This is a genomic window from Serratia montpellierensis (assembly GCF_020858655.1).
In the GTDB taxonomy this organism is placed as follows: domain Bacteria; phylum Pseudomonadota; class Gammaproteobacteria; order Enterobacterales; family Enterobacteriaceae; genus Serratia; species Serratia montpellierensis.
In genome coordinates this window covers 1,054,528-1,077,065 of sequence record NZ_VOSN01000005.1, presented here as the reverse complement: position 1 = coordinate 1,077,065, position 22,538 = coordinate 1,054,528, and the positions used below count along the sequence as shown (strand labels likewise).

The following is a 22,538-nucleotide window of genomic DNA, read 5'->3' as shown; positions in this document are numbered from 1 at the left end:
TAGACTCTTCCTATCAGTTTTATAAAAGCCAAGTCTGACATAAACGAGCGCTGTGAGCACTGCAATATGATCTCTACAACCACCAGACAGATTGTCCTCGATACCGAAACCACCGGTATGAACAAGCTTGGGGTGCACTACGAAGGGCACCGCATCATCGAAATCGGTGCGGTGGAGGTGATTAACCGCCGCCTGACCGGGCGCAACTTCCACGTTTACATCAAGCCGGATCGGCTGGTGGATCCGGAAGCGTACGGCGTACACGGCATCAGCGACGATTTCCTGGCCGACAAGCCGACCTTCGATCAGGTTGCCGACGAATTCCTCGACTTTATCCGCGGCGGCGAGCTGGTGATCCATAACGCGGCGTTCGACATCGGCTTTATGGATCACGAATTCCGCATGTTGCAGCAGGGTATCCCGAAGACCGAGACCTTCTGCACCATCACCGACAGCCTGCTGATGGCGCGTCGCCTGTTCCCGGGCAAGCGCAACAACCTCGATGCCTTGTGCAGCCGTTATGAGATAGACAACAGCAAGCGTACGCTGCACGGCGCATTGCTCGATGCCGAGATCCTGGCGGAAGTCTATCTGGCGATGACCGGCGGTCAGACCTCGATAGCGTTCCAGATGGAAGGTGATACCCAGCAAAACGACGCCGCGCAAGAAATTCAGCGCATTGTCCGCCCGGCGACGGCGATGAAAGTGGTCTACGCCAGCGACGAAGAAGTGAAGGCGCACGAGGCGCGTCTGGATCTGGTGGCGAAAAAGGGCGGCAGCTGCCTGTGGCGCGGTGCGCCGGCCGAGTAACGGCATTTTTGCACGAAAAAAACGCACCGGATGAACCTTCGTTGAAAAACTGTGCAAACGGTTCATTTGGTGAGAAAAAGGCGTTGACGGAACCGAGAGGCGTCCGTAATATGCGCCTCGTTCCCCCGCAAGAGGGAATGGCGCGGAGCGGTAGTTCAGTTGGTTAGAATACCTGCCTGTCACGCAGGGGGTCGCGGGTTCGAGCCCCGTCCGTTCCGCCACTATTCAGAAGCCCTGAGTTAGCGATAACTCAGGGCTTCGTCCTTTCTGCTCTCGGCAAAACGGTACGGCCCAATGAACGGGGCCGGCAGACCGGCCCCTTATTCCTCAGAACAACACCGAGTAGTTCAAACCGAAGGTGCGTCCGCGGCCCTTATAGCTGTACAGCTCAGGCGAGCCGTAGGTCGGGCTGTACAGGATCGGCGCGCGTTGGCCCCAAACGGTGGTGTATTCCTTGTCCAGCAGGTTTTCCACGCTGAAGCTGATTTTCCCTACCGGCAGGGTATAGCTGCCGAGAAAATCGAGGGTGTTGTAGCCATCGATTTTGCGGCCCTGGGTGGAGTTGGCCTTGGTGTAATCGCCATCGTCCGACACGTCGAAGGTTTGCTGCGACTGTAAACGCAGATTCCAGTCGCCCGGCGCCCAGCCGACATAAGCGGTGACTTTCGATGGGCTGGCGGTATCGACCACCAGCTTCTTCCATTCGCCGTTGACCTTGGTTTCGGAACGGATAATGTTGAAGTTGGTGCCGGCGCTCCAGTCGCTGTCTTCAAAGAAATAATCCACCGCGCCTTCCACCCCGTAGATGCGGCGTTTGTCCGCATTGACGTTGATGGTCATGTCGGTTTTGTTGATGGCGATGCTCTTGTCGGACAGCGAGTAGTAGGCGGCGATTTGCGTGCGCAGGTTATCGCCGGTATAGCGCCAGCCCAGCTCGTAGGCATTGACCTTAATGCCTTCCAGCTTGGATTCACCGACGTTGACGCTCTTCAGCAACTGGTAATGGCCGCCGTTCAACGCGTAGGTGCCGTTGCCGTAATACTTGCCCGGGTCCGGGATCTCGAAGCCCTGAGAGAAGTTGAACCAGGTTTGCTGGCGCTCGGTCAGGTGCGCCAACAGACCGGCGTTGAACAGCGCGTTGTTGTAGTCGGTTTTCCCGCCCGGTATCGCGTCGGCGGACGTCGCGGCGCCGCTGGCGATCGCCTGCTGCTGGTTATAACCGACGAAGTCATCAATCTTGTTTTCGGTGTACTGGTAACGCACGCCGCCGCTCAGGGTGAAGATCGGGTTGATGTCGTAGCTGGCCTGCAGGAACGACGCTAGGTTGCTGGTGGTATAGCTCGGGTAGCGGCCGGTGTTGTAAGCGTTCTCCAGCGTCATGCCGCCGGACTGCTGGGCCTTCGCCAGGTTGAAGAATTGCTGGTTGGCGTTGAAGCTTTCATGTTCGGCGTCGATGCCGTAAGTCAGCGTCAGTGCGTCGACAGGTTTGCTGTTTAACGTCAGCTTGCCGCCGTAGAAATCGGTTTTTTGCTGCGAAGCGCCAATGCTGCTGACGTAATAGTTCGGCGCTTTACCCGCCAGCGTCGGGAACGGGTAGAAGGTCAACGTTTCGTCGCGGTAGTAGACCTGCGCCACCAAATCCTGGCCGAGGAAATCGGTATTGGAATACTGCAGGTTGATGAGATGGCGTTCGGTGCCTGGGATGCGGTCGGAATTTAAGTTTCCGCTGTTGTACGCCTTGGCGTTGCCGGTCACCGCCGCGAAGTTTTCCCCCAGGAACAGGCCGTGGTCGCCGTCGGATTGGCTTTTATAGTATTGGGTGGTCAGCTGCAGCTGTTGGTGTTCGTCGATGTTGAGGGTACCGGTGCCCATGACGTCGAGGCGATCGGAATACTGCAGACCGGTTTGGGTATTGTCGATCAGTACCTCATTGCCTTTGCCGTCATACCAGCCGCCATAGCGCTGGTAAGAAACGGACAGGCGCCCAGAGGCGTTGTCGTTGCCGCCGCTGACCGCCGCCGCCACGTTCTCGTCGTGATCGTTATGGCCGCCAAAGCCGGTTTTACCGCCGATCTGCAACTCGACCTGTTGTTCCGGTTGCCCCTTTTTGGTGACGATGTTGATCAGGCCGCCGGTGCTGCCGCCGCCATACAGCGAGGTCGCGCCGGAAATCACCTCGATATGATCGATATTGAACGGATCGATCGAATCCAACTGGCGGCTGTCGCTGCGTGATGAATTCAGGCGTACGCCGTCAATCATCACCATCATCGAGCGGCCGCGCATATTCATGCCATAGTTGGTACGGCCCTGGCCGCTGACGTCCATACCGGGGATCAGCTGCGCCAACATGTCCTTGATCTCTTTACCGCCCTGAACCTGCTGTTCGATCTCCTGGCTTTCGATGATCCAGGTCGTCTGTGCCATTTCCGCCGCGCTGCGGTGTGAACGGCTGGCGGAGACCACCATCTGCTCTTCAGTGCCGGCTTTCTGATCTTCAGCCCAAGCCGCCGGCGCAAGCATTGCCAGCAGACAAGGGTTCAATACCCAAAGGTGTTTGCGTTTCATCGTTATTTCCTGGTGATATTGTTATTGTGTTTTTTTTTGAGAATGATTCTTTTATCAATAACGTTTCTTGTTATCAATAAAATCATGATATGATTTTTTGCGATACATTAACGTAATTAATTAGTGTTATTAACATTTTACCCGCTGCGCGATCGAGCACCCCACGCCGTCAACACGGCAGCCGATCGGCCATACGCACAAGCGACAGCCGTTGCCGGAGAATCGAGAACATGTCCGCCAGCTACAGAATTTTTGATATCACCTTGAAAAGCAAAATGCTGATTTCACCTTCGCTGGTGCGCTGCGTGTTTGAAGGTGCAGATATTCATCGGATGAAGCTCGAAGCGCCGGATCAGCGCATCAAACTGCTGTTCCCGGCGGCGGACGGCAAGATCCCGCAGTTGGTCAACGGCCCGGACTGGTACGGCGATTACATGGCGATCCCCAAAGAACGGCGCCCGGTGATGCGCACTTATACGCTGCGTGCGCTACGCCGCGAGCAGAATCAGATGGACGTCGAATTCGTGCTGCATGGCGTAAACGGCCCGGCCTCCGACTGGGCGACCCACGCCGAGCCGGGTGACGCCCTTCAGACGGTCGCCCCCAACGACGAGTTCGACGGCGACAGCGGCGGCTACGAATGGGCACCGCCGGCGCAGCTGCAGCAGGCGCTGCTGATCGCCGATGAAACGGCGGTACCGGCGGCGATGGGCATTTTGGAACAGCTGGCGCAGCAGGCCAATCCGCCGCGGGTGCAGGCATTCTTCGAGGTGCCGGTGGCGGGGGATTGCCTGGATTTGGCCCGTTTCCCATTCGCCGAGGTTTACTGGCTGCCGCGCGACGTGGGCGGCCAACTGGCGCATGGCACGCTGCTGGTGGAAGCGGTGCGCCAGCGGGTGGATATCCCCACGTCGGCGTGCGCGCAGGCGCAGTCCCTGGCGGAAAGCAGCCTGAGCGATGAGGTGTTGTGGGAGCGGGCGGCCGGCGGCAACGCTTTTTATGCCTGGGTGGCGGCTGAGTCTTCCACGGTGAAAACGCTGCGGCGTTACCTGATCGGCGAACGCGATCTGGATCGCGCTACCGTCAACTTCATGGCCTATTGGTGCTGAACGCGCGGCCTTTTCCGGCATTGACGCTGGAGAAGGGCAGGCCGCCGCCATTCCCCATCAACCAATAATCGCTTGCCAGCAGGTAGTTCGGCCGTGTTATGTTCCGCTGAAACGAAGGTTACAGCGAGAACGATAATGCAACGGTTCGACGAACGCCTGCGCCGCGACTACCCACAGCTGACGCCGCAGGAGCAGCGGGTGGCCGACTTCATCTTCGATCACTATGACGATTTGATCGGTTACAACAGCGCCGAGCTGGCGCGCCTGAGCGGCGTTTCCAAAGCCACGGTCAGCCGCTTGTTCAAACGGCTGGGCTACTCCAACTACCGCGCCATGCGCGATGAGCTGCGCACCCTGCGCCAGAGCGGCATGCCGTTGACCGACAGGCGCGATGCGGTGCAGGGCGATACGCTGTTGGCGCGGCACTGCAAGCAGGAAATGGCCAATCTCACCCGCTGGGTAAAGCAGATCGATGCGGTGCAGTTCAGCGCGGCGATCGCCGCGCTGGCGCAGGCGCGAGGCGTATTGTTGCTGGGGCTGCGCAACAGCTATCCGGTGGCGATGCATCTGCGTCAGCAGCTGATGCAGGTACGTGAACAGGTGCTGCTGGCGCCGCAGCCGGGGCAGACGCTGGCGGAAGATCTGGCGGGGCTGACGCCGCAGGACATGGCGGTAGTGGTGGCGTTCCGTCGCCGGCCGCGCCAGATAAAGGCGGTGCTGGCGCTGTTGCAAAGCCGCGGGGTACCGACGCTGCTGATCTGCGAGCCGCAGGCGCAGGCGCTGTTTTCGTTGGCCAACTGGCACTTGACCGTGCCGCTTGACAGCGTGTCGGCCTTCGACAGCTATGCCGCCGCCATGAGCCTGGCCAGCCTGCTCAGCAACGCGTTGCTGCATGAAAGGCTGGCGCAGGGGCGGCAGCGCATTCATCACGTCGCCGAACTGTTCCAGGCGCTGGACGAACTGGAGCTGCGTTAAGCACGGCAGTTCATTTCCCTTCCTTCACCTTCCGCCGTTTAAGGCGGATCGGTCACCTCATTGTGTTACTTTGGTTTCATTAATTGATAATAAGAATCTTTTGTTTCAACTGAATCTCTATCGGGAGTAGGCTGTTGGGCAGCAAACGTCATGTCGACGCTGAAGGCATAACTCAATAACTTACTAAGCTGACAGGGAATGAACATGTTGGATATCTCGCAATTCGATCAGATTAACCCGCCGGCGCGCCTGCTGATGGGGCCGGGGCCGATCAACGCCGATCCGCGCGTGCTGCGTGCCATGTCGAGTCAGCTGATCGGCCAGTACGATCCGGCGATGACCGGTTACATGAATCAGGTCATGGCGCTGTACCGCGCGCTGTTCCGCACCGAAAACCGCTGGACGATGCTGGTGGACGGCACCTCACGCGCCGGCATCGAAGCGCTGCTGGTTTCCGCCATTCGGCCGGGCGATAAGGTGCTGGTGCCGGTCTTCGGCCGTTTCGGGCATCTGCTGTGCGAGATTGCCCGCCGCTGCCGTGCCGAGGTACACACGATCGAGGTACCGTGGGGCGAGGTGTTCAGCGCCGATCGTATCGAAGACGCGATTAAGCGAGTGCGCCCGCGCCTGCTGCTGACGGTGCAGGGCGACACGTCCACCACCATGCTGCAGCCGTTGCATGAGTTGGGCGATATCTGCCGCCGCCACGGCGTGCTGTTCTACACTGACGCGACCGCTTCCTTCGGCGGCAACCCGCTGGAAACCGATGCCTGGGGGCTGGATGCGGTCTCTGCCGGGCTGCAGAAGTGTCTGGGCGGCCCCTCCGGCAGTTCACCGGTCACCCTCAGCCCGCAGTTTGAAGAAATTGTGCGCCGCCGTAAATGCGTGGAGGAGGGGATCCGTACCGCCGAGCACGCCGACGGCGACGACGAGATGATCTACTCCAACTATTTCGACATCGGCATGATCATGGATTATTGGGGACCGGAGCGCCTGAATCACCACACCGAAGCCACCAGCATGCTGTTCGCGGCGCGGGAATGCGCGCGGGTGATCCTCGAAGAAGGGCTGGATCATGCCATCGCCCGCCACCGGCTGCACGGCGCGGCAATGCTGGCGGGCATCCGCGGCATGGGGCTGGCGGTGTTCGGCGATCTTGAGCACCGCATGAACAACGTGCTCGGCGTTGTGATCCCGCCGCAGGTGCATGGCGAACAGGTTCGGCAGATGATGCTGAACGATTTTGCCATCGAAATCGGCACCTCGTTCGGCCCGCTGCAGGGAAAAATCTGGCGCATCGGCACCATGGGCTATAACGCGCGCAAGGATTGCGTGCTGCAAACGCTGGCGGCGCTGGAGGCAGTGTTGAACCGCCTCGGCTTCGCCAGCAGGCAGGGCGAGGCATTGCAGGCCGCCTGGAATGTTTATGATGCAGGGCATCATGGATGACGCCGCTGGAGGCGCAGCAGGCCGCCGCACGGGTGATGGCGCGCTGCGACGAGCTGGCGGCGATCAGCGCGGAGCCCGATCGGCTGACGCGTCTTTATCTTTCTGCTGAACATCGGCGCGCCAATCGCTTGGTTGGCGAGTGGATGCGCGAGAGTGGCATGCAGGTTTGGCAGGACAGCGTCGGCAATATCTGCGGCCGCTATGAAGGGCCCACGCCCGGTGCCCCCGCGCTGCTGCTCGGTTCGCATCTGGACACGGTGCGTAACGCCGGGCGCTATGACGGCATGCTCGGCGTGCTCACGGCGCTGGAGACGGTGGCATATTATCATCGTCAGGGGCGCCGTTTGCCGCTGGCGCTGGAGGTGATCGGTTTTGCGGACGAAGAGGGCGCGCGCTTCGGCGTTACGCTGCTCGGCAGCCGCGGCCTGACCGGCCAGTGGCCCGCAGAGTGGCTGGCGTGCACCGACGTTGATGGCATCAGTGTGGCACAGGCCATGCGCGACTTTGGGCTTGATCCGGCGGCGATCGCGCAGGCACGCCGCGCGCCGCAGGAAATCTGCGCCTATCTCGAGCTGCATATCGAACAGGGCCCGTGTCTCGAGGCGGCCGATTTGGCGCTGGGCGTGGTGACGGCGATCAACGGCGCGCGCCGGCTTACCTGTACTTTCAGCGGTGAGGCGGGCCACGCCGGCACGGTGCCGATGGGGCAGCGCAAAGACGCGTTGGCGGCCGCGGCGGAATGGATGATGGCGGTCGAAACGCTGACCCGCGCCGCCGATCCGCATCTGGTGGCCACCGTGGGGTGTATTGAATGCCTGCCAGGCGCGGTTAACGTCATCCCCGGTGAGGTGAAATTGACGCTCGACGTGCGCGGTCCGCAGGATGCGCCGCTGGCGGCGCTATTGACGGCGTTGTTGGCACAGGCTCAGGCGATCTGCGTACGGCGCGGAGTGGGTTTCGCCAGCGAAGAGTTTTATCGCATTGACGCCACCGCCTGCGATGCGGAGCTGCAGCGACGCTGGCAGACGGCCGTCGCGCCAGTGCAGGGCCGCAGCCTGGCGCTGCCGAGCGGTGCCGGTCACGACGCCATCGCCGTGGCGGCGCAATGGCCGGTCGGCATGCTGTTCGTGCGTTGCGCCGGCGGCGTCAGCCATCATCCGGACGAAGCGGTGCGGCAGGCGGACGTGGCGCTGGCGATCCAGGCCTATTGCCTGATGATCGCCGGCTGGGAGAAGGGGGAATCAGTCTAAACGCAGAAAGCTGTCGGCATCGCGCCAGGCCGGGAAGGCGCTGCGATAACTCTGCAGGGTTTCCAGCGACAGCTCGGCGTCCAGCCGCGTGGCCGCGCCGGGCTCCGCATCCGCCAGGATCTCGCCTTGAGGGCTGATGATTAAGCTGTCTCCGCTGTAGCTCAGGCCGTTAGGATCTTCGCCCACCCGGTTGCAGCCCGCCACATACACCTGATTTTCAATCGCCCGCGCCGCCAGCAGCGTTTGCCAATGGTGGCTGCGCGGCGCCGGCCAGTTGGCGACGTACAGCGCCAGATCGTAATCCTGCTGATAGCGCGCCCAGACCGGGAAACGTAGGTCGTAGCAGATTTGCGGCAGGATGCGCCAGCCGCGCCACTCGAAGATTTCACGCCGGTTGCCGGCCTGGTAATGCAGGTGTTCGCCGGCCATGCGGAACAGATGGCGTTTGTCATAGGCATGCACCTGGCCGCCCGGCTCCACCAACAGGAAGCGGTTGACCGCGCCCTCGTCGGTTTTCAGCGCGACGCTGCCGCCGATTAACGCGTGGCTTTTCACCGCCCAACCGTGCAGCCAGTCGATCACCTGCTGTTCGGGCAGGGCGCTCTCGCCGGCATCCATGGCGAAACCGGTGGTGAACATTTCCGGCAAGACGATGAGATCGCGCCCGACGATCGGTGCCAGCAACGCGTCGAAGGCGGCCAGGTTAGCGAGGCCGTCGCGCCAGACCAGCGGTTGCTGCAACAGGGTAATTTTTAAAGTCGACATAACCGCTCCGCAGCTGCATCCAGCGTGGCGTCCTGTTTAGCGAAGCACAGCCGGATCAATTTATGGGGGAAAGGATCGGCACAGAAGACCGACAGCGGAATGGCCGCCACGCCCACGTGCTCGGTTAACCAATGGCAGAACGCCACATCGTCCAGATCGGAGATGGCGCTGTAGTCCGCCAGCAAGAAGTATGTACCCGCGCAGGGTAAAATTTCCAGTCGGCTGCTCGCCAGCGCCTGCACAAAGCGATCGCGCTTGGCGCGATAGAACGCCGGCAGTTGTCGCCAGTGCTCCGGCTCGGCGCGCAGGCTATCCGCCAGCGCCAGCTGCGCCGGGGTGTTGACCGAAAAGGTCAGGTATTGATGCACCTTGCGCACCTCGGCGCTCAGCGCGGCGGGCGCCACGCAGTAACCCACTTTCCAGCCGGTCATGTGGAAGGTTTTGCCGAAGGAGGACACCGCAATCGCGCGCTGGCGCAGCTGTGGGTGGGCCAGCACGCTGGCGTGGCCGCCTTTGGCGAAGCAGATGTGTTCGTAAACCTCGTCGCTGAGCACGTAGATTTCGCGTTCGGCAATGGCGTGCCACAGCTGCTGCATGTCTTCCGCCTGCCAGGCGGTGGCGGACGGGTTGTGCGGCGTGTTGACGATCACCAGGCGGGTGCGCGGCGACAGCGCGGCGGCGAACCCTGGCCAATCGACGGCAAACGCGGGCGGCTGCAGGGCGATGCGTTTGAGGATGCCGCCGGCCAGCGTCACCGCCGGCGCATAGCTGTCATAGCTGGGATCGAAACAGACCACCTCATCGCCGGGGCGCACCAGCGCGCTGATGGCGGCGAACAGCGCTTCGGTGGCGCCGGCGGTGACGGTCACTTCGGCGGAGGCGTCCGGTTGCCAGCCATACAGCTCGGCGGTTTTGTCGGCGATGGCTTCGCGCAGCGGCGCCACGCCGGTCATTGGCGCATATTGGTTGGCGCCCTGGGCGACGTGCCAGGCCAAGCGTTCTTTCAGGTAGTCCGGGCCGTCGAAATCAGGGAAGCCCTGCGACAGGTTGATCGCCTGATGCTGCTGCGCCAGCGCGCTCATCTGGGTGAAGATGGTGGTGCCCAGGGCAGGCAGTTTACTTTCGGGAATCAATGCGGAAGTGCTCATAGCAGGTGAATACTCCAGGCGCTTATATTGCCGTCAATATAACACGATGTTAGTATTTGGCAATCAAGACGCTTAGATGGCTAAATGCGAAAAAGTGCTTAGCCCGCCATGCGGCAGGTAAAGTTTCATCTGCCGGCCGCCTTACCGAACGGGAAACGATAATAATGACGGATAATCCGCAACTTACCGCATTGCTGGCGGCCTGCCACTGGATTGGCGACAAAGGCTGGTGCCCGGCGACCGGCGGCAACATGTCGCTGCGCCTGGACGAACGTCAGTGCCTGGTCACCGAGTCCGGCAAAGACAAGGGCAGCCTGAGCGCCGCCGATTTTCTGCGGGTGGATATCGCCGACAATCATGTGCCGAGCGGCCGCACGCCATCGGCGGAGACTGGGCTGCATACGCTGCTCTACCGCCTGTCTGCGCATATCGGCGCGGTGCTGCATACCCATTCCGTCAACGCTACCGTCCTGTCGCGGGTGGAGCGCGGTGATGCGCTGGTGCTGCAGGGGTACGAAATGCAGAAGTCGCTGGCCGGCCAGCGCAGCCACCTGGACAGCGTGGCGATCCCCATTTTTGATAACGATCAGGACATCCCCCGGTTGGCGGCGCGCGTGGCGGCCTATGCCGAGGCCACGCCGCTGCAATACGGCTTTCTGGTGCGCGGCCACGGTTTGTATTGCTGGGGAAGCCAGGTGGCGGAAGCCCGCCGCCATCTCGAAGGGCTGGAATTCCTATTCCAGTGTGAACTGCAACGCCGCTTACTGGAGGCGAAATGATCCGCGCCATCGTGACCGATATTGAAGGCACCACCAGCGATATTCGCTTTGTGCATCAGGTACTGTTTCCTTATGCCCGCGAACGGCTGGCGGATTTTGTGCGCCGCCATGCCGCTGAGAGCGAAGTCGCCGCGCCGCTGGCGGCGCTGCGCGCTGAAATTGACCAGCCGCAGGCAGATCTCGATGCGCTGATCGCCGCCCTGTACCGCTTTATGGATGAAGATCGCAAATCCACCGCGCTCAAGGCGTTGCAGGGCATCATCTGGCGCAGCGGTTACCGCGAAGGGGATTTTCGCGGGCATCTGTACCCGGAAGTCGCCGGGCAGTTGGCCGCCTGGCAGCGGCAGGGAGTGAAGCTTTACGTCTATTCCTCCGGTTCGGTGGAAGCGCAGAAGCTGCTGTTCGGCCACAGCGACGCCGGCGATCTGCAGCCGCTGTTCAGCGGCTATTTCGATACGCACGTCGGCGCCAAGCGTGAAACCGCGTCGTACCGCAACATCGCGCAGGCTATCGGCATCGCGCCCGACGAGCTGCTGTTCTTGTCCGACATCCACCAGGAGCTGGATGCGGCGCAGGCCGCCGGCTGGCATACCTGCCAGCTGATCCGCGATGAGGCGGACGAGCAGAGCCGGCATCCGCAGGTTAACCGTTTTGATCGCATCGATTTAGGGGAGTTCGTCTCATGAGTGGATTGACCATTTTCAGCGATAAAGCGCCGCAGCAGCCGCTGTGGCAGAGCCGCGACGCGCAAGAGATCCAGCGCCAACTGGCGCAAATCGGCGTGCGCTTTGAACGTTGGCAGGCGGATCGCGAGCTGGGCGATAATCCGCAGCCGGAGGCGGTGATCGCCGCCTACCAGCATGAGATAGACCGGCTGGTGGCGGAAAAGGGCTACCAGAGCTGGGACGTGATCAGCATGCGGCCGGACCACGAGCAGCGTCAGACGCTGCGCGAAAAATTCCTGTCCGAACACACGCACGGCGAGGATGAAGTGCGCTTTTTCGTTGAAGGGGCGGGGCTGTTTTGCCTGCATCTGGACGGCAAGATCTTCCAGATCCTGTGCGAAAAGAACGATCTGATCTCGGTGCCGGCCAACACTCGCCACTGGTTCGATATGGGATCGGCGCCGCACTTTACCGCGATCCGGGTGTTCGACAACCCGGAAGGCTGGGTGGCGCACTTCACCGGCGACAAGATCGCCGATGCCTATCCGCGTCTGGACTGATCGTCAATCGGCGGGCGTTACCCCAGCGCCCGCTGGAAAATCCCCGCTTCAACCTGCTGCGGCGTGATCACGCCGCTGTCGAACACCCACCCGCTGATAAGCTTCGCCGGCGTGACGTCGAACGCCGGATTGTAGACCGGCGCGTCGGTTGGCGCCCACTGGCAGGCGCCGAAGCTGCCTGAAACGCCGGTGACTTCGGTCGCCGCGCGCTGCTCGATCGGGATGGCGGCGCCGTCCGGGCAGTGCGGATCGTGGGTGGTATGCGGGGCGGCCACGTAGAACGGAATGCCGTGGTAGTGCGCCAGCACCGCCAGGCTGTAGGTGCCGATTTTGTTGGCGACGTCGCCGTTGGCGGCGATGCGATCCGCGCCGACCCACACCGCATCGACCTGGCCCTGCGCCATCAGGCTGGCAGCCATCGAATCGCAGATCAGGCGATAGGGTATGCCCAGTTCGCCCAGTTCCCAGGCGGTCAGACGGCCGCCCTGCAGCAGCGGCCGGGTTTCATCGACCCATACCTGTTGCACCTTGCCCTGCTGGTGGGCGCGCAGCAGCACCCCGATGGCGGTGCCGACGCCGGCGGTGGCCAATCCGCCGGTATTGCAGTGGGTCAGCAGGCGGCTGCCGGGCTTGACCAGCCCAGCGCCGTGATCGGCGATGCGATCGCACAGCAGGCGATCTTCTTCGACTAACCGCAGCGCTTCGTTCACCATCGCCGGCACCCAATCAGGCTCCGCCAGCGCCAGCTTCATGCGATCCAGATTGTTCATCAGGTTGACCGCCGTCGGGCGGGCGGCGCGCAGCGTGTGCAGCGCCTGCTCCAGCTCGGCACGCGATAGACCGCGTTCCGCGAGCAGCGCCAACAGCAGGCTGGCGGACAGCCCGATCAGCGGCGCGCCACGCACCCGCAGGCTGTGAATGTGCCCGACCAACTCTTCCACGCTATCGCAGGCGCGCCACCGCTTTTCCTGCGGCAGGGCTTGCTGATCGAGGATCCAAAGGCGGTTGTCCTGCAGGGTCAAACTGGTGGTGTTAAGCGCTTGCATCGGCGGTTAATTCCTTGTTGCGTGGTTATTGCATCTGAAACGCTATTCTGCCAACATGACTTCCAGATGTATAGACGTCCAAATGCTTTTACGTCTAAATAAACAGAATCGCTGGGTCAGTGAGAGAGAACAGAGGGGTTGGGGAATGTCGCTTTATCGTACGTTTACGGCTGCCGACGCCGTTGAATACGCCCGCCAATACGGGCAGGTGGCTGAGCCGCAGGCGCTGGTCAGCGCCGACGAGATCGGTGACGGCAACCTGAACCTGGTGTTCAAGATCCGCGATCGCGAAGGCGTGAGCCGGGTGATCGTCAAACAGGCGCTGCCCTACGTGCGCTGCGTGGGCGAATCCTGGCCGCTGACGTTGGATCGGGCGCGCATCGAAGCGGAAACGCTGCTGGTCCACGGCGGTTTCTGCCCAAGGCATACGGTAAAAGTCTTGCATCACGATCCCGAATTGGCGGTGATGGTGCAGGAAGATCTCTCCGATCATTGCATCTGGCGCAGTGAACTGGTGCAGGGCAACTATCACCCGCTGGCGGCCGGGCAACTGGCAGAATACCTGGCGCAGACGCTGTTCCACACCTCCGATTTTTATCAGTCGGCGCAGCGGAAGAAGGCGGAAGTCAGCCGTTTCACCAACCCAGAGCTGTGCCAGATCACCGAAGATCTGTTCTTTACCGATCCCTATATCGACCATGAGCGCAATCAGTTCGAGGCGGCGTTGTTGCCGCAGGTGCAGGCGTTGCGCGCGGATGCACCGCTGAAGCTGGCGGTCGCCAGCCTGAAACATCGCTTCCTCAGTAAGGCGGAGGCGCTGCTGCACGGGGACATTCACAGCGGTTCGATCTTCGTGGCGGAAGGGCGGTTAAAAGCGATCGATGCCGAATTCGGTTTCTACGGCCCGATCGGTTTCGATATCGGCACTGCGTTAGGCAACCTGCTGCTCAACTATTGCGGCCTGCCGGGGCTGTTCGGGCCGCGCGACGCCGCCGCCGGGCGCGAACAGCCCCGGCAGGATGTGCGCGAGCTGTGGCTGATTTTCGCCGATCGCTTCCTGGCGCTATGCCATCAGCAGAGCCGCGATGCGGCGCTGGCGACGCCGGGTTACGCTGAGCAGTTCCTGCAGCAGGTCTGGACTGACGCAGTAGGGTATTGCGGCACCGAACTGATCCGGCGCACCATCGGCCTGGCGCACGTCGCCGATCTGGACAGCATTGCCGACGCCGATATGCGCCTCGACTGCCAGCGCCATGCGCTGGGACTGGGGCGCACGCTGATCGTTAATGCGTCGCAGATTGAGCATATCGACGCGCTGTTGGCGCGTATTCGCCAGCAAGGTTGAATAACTCGGCAATGAGGCAAACCCGGCTGCGGCCGGGTTTTTTATTTTTAAGAACTTATTGGTATCAGCAATAGAATAGATAAATTTTTTTTAACTAAAAAGGTATTTTTGTTCGTGTCTTATTTGTAAATTTAATTATATTTCCTGACCGTTGGTTACATGTCTTTAATATCGGTGTCCGCACCGGCGATGTGCTTATTTACCCAGTATTCATTGAGCGGGTTAAAATAAAAAATAGGCGACTGCGTTTTTTTTGATCGTTTTATTGTGGGAGTAGAAAGAAAAAAAGAGCCTTTTTATCGATAAAAGCTATCGCACCGCTGTTACTTTCTTATGGGTGGGAATAGCTCATGCTCTAAATTGAATAAAGTTGCAGGTTGATAAAATCAAAGTTACCTCCTAGATTGTTCGAGGGTCAGATAAACGCAAATAAATAACGCAAGGTTATTAACTATTAATCGCCTTCGGCATCACTTTGTCTGATTATTCCTGTCGAGATCGGAGTGCTCCATGCAATTAACGCCAAGAGAAATCGAAAAATTGATGGTCTATACCCTGGCCGACGTCGCATTAAAGCGAAAGTCCAGAGGGATAAAGCTGAATTACCCCGAGGCGGTGGCGATTATTACCACCGCAGCGCTGGAAGGCGCCCGCGAGGGAAAAACGCTGGAAGAAGTCATGAACGATACGCGGCAGGTATTGAGCCGCGATGACGTCATGGATGGTGTGGCGGACTTGATCCCGCACGTGCAGGTCGAAGCGATATTCAGCGACGGCAGCCGCCTGGTGACGGTGCACGACCCGATTCAGTAAGTGCGGTTGGCTTTCCTGATTGCCACGGATAAATCTTATCAGCACAGGTATTTCAATGAAAAAGCATGACCAAGAAAAGCACGTGCCGCCAGGCGGCTATATCCTGTCCGAAAGCCCCATTACCTTCAATGAAGATCGCGAGACGGTTATTTTAACGGTGCGCAACACCGGTGACAGGCCTATTCAGGTCGGTTCGCATTTTCATTTCTTCGAAGCCAACAAAGCGCTGCAATTCGATCGCGCCGCCGCCTTTGGCAAGCGTTTAAATATCACAGCCACGACGGCGATCCGTTTTGAACCCGGTGATGAGATTGAGGTGGCGCTGATTGCTATCGGCGGCAAGCAAACGGTCTACGGTTTTAATAATCTGGTAGACGGTTGGGCGGGTGACAGCCCGGTAGCAGCGGGTGAAAGGGTAAAGAAAACGATAGATGTAAAGCGAGCTATTGAGCTGGGTTATAAAAACCTCGTTCAGACGCCGCCGAAAACGAGCGAGGAATAACGCATGCCAACCGTCTCCAGGCAAGAATATGCCGGGCTGTTCGGCCCAACCACCGGCGATAAAATTCGTTTGGGCGATACGCAACTGTTTATTGAAATAGAGAAAGACCTGCGCGGCTACGGCGAGGAATCGGTCTACGGCGGCGGCAAGTCGCTGCGTGACGGCATGGGCGCCGACAACCGATTAACCAGCGATAACGTCCTGGATCTGGTGATTACCAACGTGACGATTTTGGACGCCCGGCAAGGGGTGATCAAGGCGGACGTCGGCATCAAGAACGGCCTGATCGCCGGCATCGGCAAAAGCGGCAACCCGGCGATGATGAACGGCGTCACGCCCGGCATGGTGGTGGGCGTCAGCACCGACGCCATCTCGGGTGAGCACCTGATCCTGACCGCCGCCGGCATCGATACGCATATCCACTTCATTTCGCCGCAGCAGGCGGCGCATGCGCTCTCCAACGGCGTGACGACGTTCTTCGGCGGCGGCGTCGGACCGACCGACGGCTCCAACGGCACTACCGTGACCGCCGGGCCCTGGCATATCCACCGCATGCTGCGCGCTTTTGAGACTATGCCGGTCAACGTGGGGATGCTCGGCAAGGGGCACGCTTCGCACGCTGCGCCGCTGGTCGAACAAATCGCCGCCGGCGTGGCGGGGCTGAAAGTGCATGAGGACTGGGGCGCCACCAACTCCGCGCTGCGCCACGCGCTGCGCGTGGCCGACGACATGGATATTCAGGTGGCGGTGCATACCGACAGCCTGAATGAAGGCGGTTACGTCGAGGACACCATCGACGCCTTTGAAGGACGCACCATCCACACCTTCCATACCGAAGGCGCCGGCGGCGGGCACTCGCCGGATATCATCAAGGTCGCCGCGCAGATGAACGTGTTGCCGAGCTCCACCAACCCCACGCTGCCGTTCGGCATCAACAGCCAGGCCGAATTGTTCGACATGATCATGGTGTGCCACAACCTCAATCCCAATGTGCCGGCCGACGTGGCGTTCTCCGAAAGCCGGGTGCGGCCGGAAACCATCGCAGCGGAAAACGTGCTGCACGACATGGGCGTGCTGTCGATGTTTTCCAGCGATTCCCAGGCGATGGGGCGGGTGGGCGAAAACTGGCTGCGGGTGATGCAGACGGCGCACGCGATGAAAGTCGCGCGCGGCAAGCTGCCGGAAGATGCGGCGGAGCACGACAACTTCCGCGTGTTGCGCTACGTGGCGAAGATCACCATCAATCCGGCGATTGCGCAGGGCATCAGCCACGTGCTGGGTTCGGTCGAGGTCGGCAAGATGGCCGATCTGGTGCTGTGGGAGCCGCGCTTCTTCGGGGCCAAGCCGAAGCTGGTAATCAAGGGCGGGATGATTAACTGGGCGGTGATGGGCGATCCCAACGCGTCGTTGCCGACGCCGCAGCCCACGTTCTACCGCCCGATGTTCGGCGCCATGGGTAAATCGCTGCAGGAAACCTGCGTCACCTTCGTCTCCGGCGCCGCGTTGCACGACGGTATCAAAGAGAAACTGGGGCTGGAGCGGCAGGTGATGGCGGTGCATAACTGCCGGGCGATCTCCAAGCAGGACATGGTGCGCAATGCGGAAACGCCGCACATCGAGGTGGATCCCGAAACCTTCGCGGTCAAGGTCAACGGCGAACATGCCACGGTGAAGCCGATCACCACCGCCGTGCTTAATCAACGTTACTTCTTCAGCTAGGGATCGCTGCTCATGATCGTGATTGAAAAGATACTCGGCAATATCAAACGGGATGCCGACTGGCGCGAGCGTTTGCAACATGCCTCGCTGGACGTATTGGCGCTCTCGCAGTGGGAGGCGCAGAAAAGCCGCTGCCGCAAAACCACCCGCGACGGCCAGGACCTCGGTATTTCCCTCGATCGTCACCAGGTGCTGGCCGACGGCGACGTGTTGCTCTGGAACGAAGCGAACCGCAGCGCGGTGGTGGTGCAGATGAACCTGCGCGATGTGATGGTCATCCATCTTGAGTCGCTGCTGGCGACCGATATGGCGACGGTGCTGAAGACCGCGTTCGAACTGGGGCATGCGCTGGGCAATCAGCACTGGAAATCGGTCATCAAAGGGAATCGCATCTTTATTCCGCTGACGGTGGCGACCAAGGTGATGGATTCGGTGATGAAAACCCACGGTTTCCATGCGTTGCCTTATTCGTTCGTGAAGGGCGAAAGCATTCTGCCGCATTTGACCCAGCCCGAAGCGCGCCTGCTGTTCGGCGGTGCGGAGGATTCCGCCACCCATGTGCATGTCGACAGCCCATTCCTCGGTCAGCATGTGATCAAATTGAAATGAACGCCGTTCAGTTGATTCGCATCCTGCAGTTTGCCGACTCGGTGCTGCCGGTGGGGGCGTTTGCCTTTTCCAACGGCGTCGAGTCGGCGATCCAGGCCGGCATCGTGCGCGATGCCGACACGCTGCAGTCGTTCACCCGCACCGCCTTGCAACAGGCGGCGGGCGGCGACGGCCGAGCGGTGGCGGCGGCCTGCCGGGCGCTGCAGGCCGGCGATCGCGAAGCGGCGATTGAGCATGACTGGGCGCTGTACAACCGCAAGCTGAACGAAGAGGGCCGCAACATGGTGGTGCGGATGGGAAAAAAGCTGGCGGAAATGGCGGCGGCCATCTGCGATGAGCCCCAGGTGGTCTGGTGGCTTGAGCAGATCAAAGCCGGTCGCGCCGCCGGTACCTATCCGGTAACGCAGGCGGTGGTGATGACGGCGCTGGGCGCCGGCCCGCGCGAGGTGGCGGTGATGCATCAGTACGGCGTGGCGATGACCATTCTCAGCGCCGCCATGCGCCTGATGCGCGTCACCCATATCGACACCCAACGCATCCTGTTTCAACTCAACCGGGACATCGACGTTTTTTGCGACGAAGCCGAACGCGGCGGCGTTGAACAAATGGCCTCTTACGCGCCGGTGACCGATGTCCTGGCCGCACTGCACGTCGGCGCATTTACCCGACTGTTCAGCAACTGATAATAAGGAACGATCAGAGTGAAAAAAATTACCCGCATCGGTATCGGCGGCCCGGTAGGCTCGGGCAAGACCGCGATTATTGAAGTCATTACGCCGCGCTTGATCGAGCGGGGCATCAGCCCGCTGATCATCACCAACGACATCGTCACCACCGAAGACGCCAAACAGGTCAAGCGCACGCTCAAGGGGATCCTGGACGAGGAAAAAATCCTGGGCGTCGAAACCGGTGCCTGCCCGCATACCGCCGTGCGCGAGGATCCGAGCATGAATATCGCGGCGGTAGAGGAGATGGAGGCCCGCTTTCCGGAAAGCGACGTGGTGATGATCGAGAGCGGCGGCGATAACCTGACGCTGACCTTCAGCCCGGCGCTGGCGGACTTTTACATCTATGTCATCGACGTCGCCGAAGGGGAAAAGATCCCGCGCAAAAACGGCCCAGGCCTGGTGCAGGCCGACATCCTGGTGATTAACAAAATCGACTTGGCTCCCTATGTCGGCGCCAGCCTGGCGGTGATGGAACACGACACCCGCGTGGTGCGAGGCGAGCGGCCTTATATTCTCACCAACTGCAAAACCGGCGAAGGCATTGGCGAACTGGTGGACATGATCATGCGTGATTTCCTGTTCACCCATGCGCCGTCGGCGGCGGTATGACGGCGGCCAGCGAAGCCGCGAGGCGCGTTGCGCAGCTTGGCGCCGACGCGCCGGAGCTGGCCGATTATCAGGATGAACCGCCGCAAATGGCCAGCGGCGGCGTGGGCAAAACCGGCTATCTGCGGCTGGGGTTTGCGCTAAGTGGGCATCGCAGCGTGCTGCGGCAGATGGAGCGGCGCGTGCCGTTTCTGGTGCAGCGGGCGCTGTATTGGGATGAAGCGCTGCCGCAGATGCCGTGCGTGTTCGTGATCTCCACCTCGGGGTGCATCTTGCAGGGCGATCGTCTGACGCTCGAGGTGCAGGTCGCTCCCCAGGCCTGCGGGCATGTCACCACCCAATCGGCGACCAAGATCCACGCCATGGAAAATAATTACGCGGCGCAGATGCAGACGCTGACGCTCGAAGAGGGCAGCTATCTGGAGATGATGCCCGATCCGGTGATCCCCCACTGCGGCTCGCGTTTCATTACCGATACCCGCATTACGCTGCACCCGACGGCGACGCTGCTCTACGGCGAGATCCTGATGTCGGGGCGCAAACACCATCAGGCGGATCGCGGGTTCAGATTCGACGTGTACGCCTCGCGCATCAGCGCCTGCCGCCCCGAGGGCAAGACGCTGTTTGTCGAACGCTATGTGCTGGAACCGCATAAACACCCGCTGAACGGAGTCGGCGTGATGGGGCCGTTCGACGTGTTCGGCAATGTGATCCTGCTAACGCCGCCTGAGCACCATCAGCGGATCCTCGATCGCATCGCGCCCCAGTATGACGAGGCTGAGGGGATCGCCAGCGGCGTCAGCCGGTTGCCTAACGAGTGCGGGCTGATCTTTAAGGCCCTGGGCAAAGAGGCGCGCCAGGTGAAGGCGGCCATTCGCGTTTTCTGGCGCGTCGCCCGGGAAGAGATCCTGGGCGTGACGCTGCCCGAGCCCTTTATCTGGCGCTAATCTGCAGCGGGAAGCGGTCATGACGACAAGGTGGAGTTGGGGCGGGCTGTGTGCCCACAGCCGGATAGCGGCGGCGACGGATGCGGTGCTGCGCGGCTGTTCGCAGGTGATGTTTCAAAATAACCCGTTGACCGGATTACTGTTTTTTATCGCCATTTTTGTGGGTGCCTATGAGGAAGGGTTGCCGCAGGTGGCCTTCGGCTGTCTGCTGGGCACCGCATCGGCGACGCTGAGTGCGGCGTGGCTGGTGGACGATCGCACGGCGTTGCGCTCTGGCCTGTATGGCTACAACGGCTGCCTGGTCGGCGCCGCGCTGCCGACCTTTTTGCTGCCTTCGGCCTGGCTATGGATCGGCGTGATGTTCAGCAGCACGATCTCGGTGATCGTCACCGTTGGCCTCAATCGGCTGTTGCGCACCTGGAAGATCGCGGCGCTGACGGCGCCTTTCGTGCTGACCACCTGGACGGTACTGTTGGCCAGCTACCCGTTCAGCCATCTGCGGCATGTACGGTTGCCGGCGGCGGCCATCCCGGCCGACGGGGCGGTGTTCTACGCGCATCCCGGCGTCGCAGAGATGCTGAGCGGCGCGCTGCACGGCGTCTCTCAGGTCTTTTTGTGCAGCAGCGTGAGCGGTGGCGTACTGCTGTTGCTCGGGCTGGCGGTTTCGTCGCCGCGCGCGATGCTGCTGGGTTTTTTCGGCGCGTTGCTGGCGGTGGCCACATCGCTGGCGATCGGCGCCGATCCGCAGGCGGTTTTCGCCGGGCTGTACGCCTTCAGCGCAGTGCTGACGGCGGTGGCGCTGGGATCCGTCTTCAACCCGCCCGGCCGGCGGGTGCTGATCTATACGCTGCTCGGCGTGATTTTCACGGTGCTGGTTCAGGGAGCGTTCAATACCCTGCTGGCTCCGCTGGGCATGCCGTCGCTGACCATGCCGTTCGTGATCGCGTCCTGGCTGTTTTTGAGCGCCAATCCGGCGGTGATCGCGGCGCGGCGCTAATCCATTGATTTGAACATAACGATAAAACAGGAGTGTGGGTATGGCGGGAGTTTCCGAAGGATTGCATGGCGCGGCCCGGCGACGGGCGGTATCTCTGTTGCTGGGGCTGGTGGCGGTCAACGTCATCGTCTGGCTGCTGGCGCTGGCAGTGTTCAAAGACAATGCGGCGCTGATGGGCACCGCATTGCTGGCCTACAGCTTTGGTCTGCGCCATGCGGTGGATGCCGATCACATCGCCGCGATCGACAACGTGACCCGCAAGCTGATGCAGCAGGGCAAAACGCCGGTGGCGGTCGGCACCTTCTTCTCGCTCGGCCACTCGACCATTGTGGTGCTGGCCTCGGCCGCCATTGCCGCGACGGCGATGATGTTCAGTCGCCAGATGGGCTGGTTTCACGAAACCGGCGGCCTGATCGGCACGCTGGTGTCCTCGTTGTTTTTGCTGACGGTGGCCTTTATCAACCTGCTGGTGCTGATCTCTGTGTGGCGTGCGTTCCGGCAGGTGAAAGCGGGCGAGCTGCCTGCGCATCAATCGCTGGATCTGCTGATGAGCGGCGGCGGTGTGCTGGCGCGTTGCTTCCGCCCGCTGTTCAAGTTGGTGAACCAGAGCTGGCATATGTACCTGGTGGGCTTCTTGTTTGGCCTGGGCTTTGACACCGCCACCGAGGTCGGGCTGCTGGGGATTTCGGCCGCCGGCGCGGGCCATGGCATGAACCTGTGGAGCATCATGCTGTTCCCGGCGCTGTTCGCCGCCGGCATGGCGCTGATCGACTCCATCGACAACTTCGTGATGATTGGCGCTTACGGCTGGGCGTTTTCCAAACCGATCCGCAAGCTGTACTACAACATGACCATCACGGCGGCGTCGGTGATCATCGCGGTGTTTATCGGCGGCATCGAGGCGCTCGGGCTTATCGCCGACAAGCTGGCGCTGTCCGGCCCGCTGTGGGACATCGTCGCGCGGCTCAACGATCATCTGGGGGAGATGGGCTACTGGGTGATCGCCGTGTTCATCTTCTGCTGGCTGGTGTCGGTGGTGAATTACCGCCTGCGCGGCTACGACAAACTGACGGTCAGCGGTTGAAAAGGCGGGTGCTCGTGGATCCTGCCTGACACCATCAGCCAACGGCGGGGTTCGCCCCGCCCGT

Annotated in this window: 22 protein-coding genes and 1 tRNA gene; 19 read left to right on the top strand and 4 right to left on the bottom strand. The window is 61.1% G+C overall.

Annotated elements, in window-relative coordinates; translation table 11 throughout:
- The first annotated feature begins 66 nt into the window (after nucleotides 1-66).
- Both dnaQ and FUU19_RS10615 read left to right on the top strand, forming a co-directional pair.
- Complete coding sequence (gene dnaQ / locus FUU19_RS10620; protein ID WP_038871384.1) at nucleotides 67-810, top strand: DNA polymerase III subunit epsilon; 744 nt, start codon at nucleotides 67-69, stop codon at nucleotides 808-810.
- 144 nt (nucleotides 811-954) lie between these two features.
- A tRNA-Asp gene (locus tag FUU19_RS10615) sits at nucleotides 955-1,031 on the top strand.
- 106 nt (nucleotides 1,032-1,137) lie between these two features.
- Here the strand turns inward: FUU19_RS10615 and FUU19_RS10610 are convergent.
- Entirely contained in the window at nucleotides 1,138-3,378 is a 2,241-nt protein-coding gene (locus tag FUU19_RS10610; protein WP_230490028.1) for a TonB-dependent siderophore receptor, read from the bottom strand.
- 230 nt (nucleotides 3,379-3,608) lie between these two features.
- On the opposite strand from FUU19_RS10610, the gene FUU19_RS10605 reads away from it, so the two are divergent.
- The 4 genes from FUU19_RS10605 to hpxK all read left to right on the top strand — a co-directional run bounded on the left by FUU19_RS10605 (nucleotide 3,609) and on the right by hpxK (nucleotide 8,161).
- On the top strand, nucleotides 3,609-4,487 hold the full coding sequence (locus tag FUU19_RS10605) for a siderophore-interacting protein (RefSeq protein ID WP_230490029.1): 879 nt from the start codon (nucleotides 3,609-3,611) through the stop codon (nucleotides 4,485-4,487).
- A gap of 135 nt (nucleotides 4,488-4,622) precedes the next feature.
- Nucleotides 4,623-5,462: a MurR/RpiR family transcriptional regulator gene (locus tag FUU19_RS10600; protein ID WP_230490030.1), complete on the top strand. Its 840-nt coding sequence runs from the start codon at nucleotides 4,623-4,625 to the stop codon at nucleotides 5,460-5,462.
- Nucleotides 5,463-5,666: 204 nt separating this feature from the next.
- A complete protein-coding gene (locus FUU19_RS10595; RefSeq protein ID WP_049241380.1) occupies nucleotides 5,667-6,911 on the top strand; it encodes a pyridoxal-phosphate-dependent aminotransferase family protein in 1,245 nt (414 codons plus the stop codon).
- Nucleotides 6,908-8,161 (top strand): allantoate amidohydrolase, encoded by a 1,254-nt coding sequence (gene hpxK / locus FUU19_RS10590; RefSeq protein WP_230507121.1) that lies wholly within the window; start codon nucleotides 6,908-6,910, stop codon nucleotides 8,159-8,161. The genes FUU19_RS10595 and hpxK overlap by 4 nt, the downstream gene beginning before the upstream one ends.
- Here hpxK and FUU19_RS10585 read toward each other — a convergent pair.
- Both FUU19_RS10585 and FUU19_RS10580 read right to left on the bottom strand, forming a co-directional pair.
- Nucleotides 8,153-8,926, bottom strand: coding sequence for an amidohydrolase (locus FUU19_RS10585; protein ID WP_060439054.1), 774 nt, complete (start codon nucleotides 8,924-8,926; stop codon nucleotides 8,153-8,155). The two genes, hpxK and FUU19_RS10585, sit on opposite strands and share 9 nt — an antisense overlap.
- Nucleotides 8,914-10,074, bottom strand: coding sequence for a pyridoxal phosphate-dependent aminotransferase (locus FUU19_RS10580; protein WP_141970840.1), 1,161 nt, complete (start codon nucleotides 10,072-10,074; stop codon nucleotides 8,914-8,916). Before FUU19_RS10580 ends, FUU19_RS10585 begins: the two co-directional genes overlap by 13 nt.
- A gap of 164 nt (nucleotides 10,075-10,238) precedes the next feature.
- Between FUU19_RS10580 and FUU19_RS10575 the strand changes: the two genes are divergently transcribed.
- Genes FUU19_RS10575 through FUU19_RS10565 form a run of 3 tightly spaced genes read left to right on the top strand, consistent with a single transcriptional unit; the run spans nucleotide 10,239 to nucleotide 12,078 of the window.
- Entirely contained in the window at nucleotides 10,239-10,853 is a 615-nt protein-coding gene (locus tag FUU19_RS10575; RefSeq protein WP_141970838.1) for a methylthioribulose 1-phosphate dehydratase, read from the top strand.
- Nucleotides 10,850-11,539 (top strand): acireductone synthase, encoded by a 690-nt coding sequence (mtnC, locus tag FUU19_RS10570; protein ID WP_043135516.1) that lies wholly within the window; start codon nucleotides 10,850-10,852, stop codon nucleotides 11,537-11,539. The genes FUU19_RS10575 and mtnC overlap by 4 nt, the downstream gene beginning before the upstream one ends.
- Nucleotides 11,536-12,078 carry a 1,2-dihydroxy-3-keto-5-methylthiopentene dioxygenase gene (locus tag FUU19_RS10565; protein ID WP_230490032.1) on the top strand — a complete coding sequence of 181 codons (543 nt, stop codon included), beginning with the start codon at nucleotides 11,536-11,538 and terminating at the stop codon, nucleotides 12,076-12,078. Before mtnC ends, FUU19_RS10565 begins: the two co-directional genes overlap by 4 nt.
- Nucleotides 12,079-12,095: 17 nt before the next feature.
- On the opposite strand, the gene mtnA is transcribed toward FUU19_RS10565, so the two are convergent.
- Complete coding sequence (mtnA, locus tag FUU19_RS10560; protein WP_230490033.1) at nucleotides 12,096-13,124, bottom strand: S-methyl-5-thioribose-1-phosphate isomerase; 1,029 nt, start codon at nucleotides 13,122-13,124, stop codon at nucleotides 12,096-12,098.
- 145 nt (nucleotides 13,125-13,269) lie between these two features.
- On the opposite strand from mtnA, the gene mtnK reads away from it, so the two are divergent.
- The 10 genes from mtnK to FUU19_RS10510 all read left to right on the top strand — a co-directional run bounded on the left by mtnK (nucleotide 13,270) and on the right by FUU19_RS10510 (nucleotide 22,474).
- Entirely contained in the window at nucleotides 13,270-14,469 is a 1,200-nt protein-coding gene (gene mtnK, locus FUU19_RS10555; protein ID WP_230507120.1) for an S-methyl-5-thioribose kinase, read from the top strand.
- Nucleotides 14,470-14,979: 510 nt separating this feature from the next.
- Entirely contained in the window at nucleotides 14,980-15,282 is a 303-nt protein-coding gene (locus FUU19_RS10550; RefSeq protein WP_025160087.1) for an urease subunit gamma, read from the top strand.
- Nucleotides 15,283-15,337: 55 nt separating this feature from the next.
- The gene (locus FUU19_RS10545; RefSeq protein WP_141970832.1) at nucleotides 15,338-15,784 is read left to right on the top strand and encodes an urease subunit beta; all 447 of its coding nucleotides are present in this window, start codon (nucleotides 15,338-15,340) and stop codon (nucleotides 15,782-15,784) included.
- Between the two features lie 3 nt (nucleotides 15,785-15,787).
- A complete protein-coding gene (locus FUU19_RS10540) occupies nucleotides 15,788-17,503 on the top strand; it encodes an urease subunit alpha (RefSeq protein ID WP_141970831.1) in 1,716 nt (571 codons plus the stop codon).
- A gap of 12 nt (nucleotides 17,504-17,515) precedes the next feature.
- Complete coding sequence (locus FUU19_RS10535; RefSeq protein WP_141970830.1) at nucleotides 17,516-18,112, top strand: urease accessory protein UreE; 597 nt, start codon at nucleotides 17,516-17,518, stop codon at nucleotides 18,110-18,112.
- Nucleotides 18,109-18,795: an urease accessory protein UreF gene (locus FUU19_RS10530; RefSeq protein ID WP_141970828.1), complete on the top strand. Its 687-nt coding sequence runs from the start codon at nucleotides 18,109-18,111 to the stop codon at nucleotides 18,793-18,795. Before FUU19_RS10535 ends, FUU19_RS10530 begins: the two co-directional genes overlap by 4 nt.
- Nucleotides 18,796-18,813: 18 nt before the next feature.
- Nucleotides 18,814-19,449 carry an urease accessory protein UreG gene (gene ureG, locus FUU19_RS10525; protein WP_197833139.1) on the top strand — a complete coding sequence of 212 codons (636 nt, stop codon included), beginning with the start codon at nucleotides 18,814-18,816 and terminating at the stop codon, nucleotides 19,447-19,449.
- Nucleotides 19,446-20,393 (top strand): urease accessory protein UreD, encoded by a 948-nt coding sequence (locus FUU19_RS10520; RefSeq protein ID WP_141970824.1) that lies wholly within the window; start codon nucleotides 19,446-19,448, stop codon nucleotides 20,391-20,393. The genes ureG and FUU19_RS10520 overlap by 4 nt, the downstream gene beginning before the upstream one ends.
- 19 nt (nucleotides 20,394-20,412) lie before the next feature.
- Complete coding sequence (gene yut, locus FUU19_RS10515) at nucleotides 20,413-21,390, top strand: urea transporter (RefSeq protein WP_230490034.1); 978 nt, start codon at nucleotides 20,413-20,415, stop codon at nucleotides 21,388-21,390.
- Between the two features lie 40 nt (nucleotides 21,391-21,430).
- Nucleotides 21,431-22,474 carry a HoxN/HupN/NixA family nickel/cobalt transporter gene (locus tag FUU19_RS10510; protein WP_202668920.1) on the top strand — a complete coding sequence of 348 codons (1,044 nt, stop codon included), beginning with the start codon at nucleotides 21,431-21,433 and terminating at the stop codon, nucleotides 22,472-22,474.
- The last annotated feature ends 64 nt before the right edge of the window (nucleotides 22,475-22,538 follow it).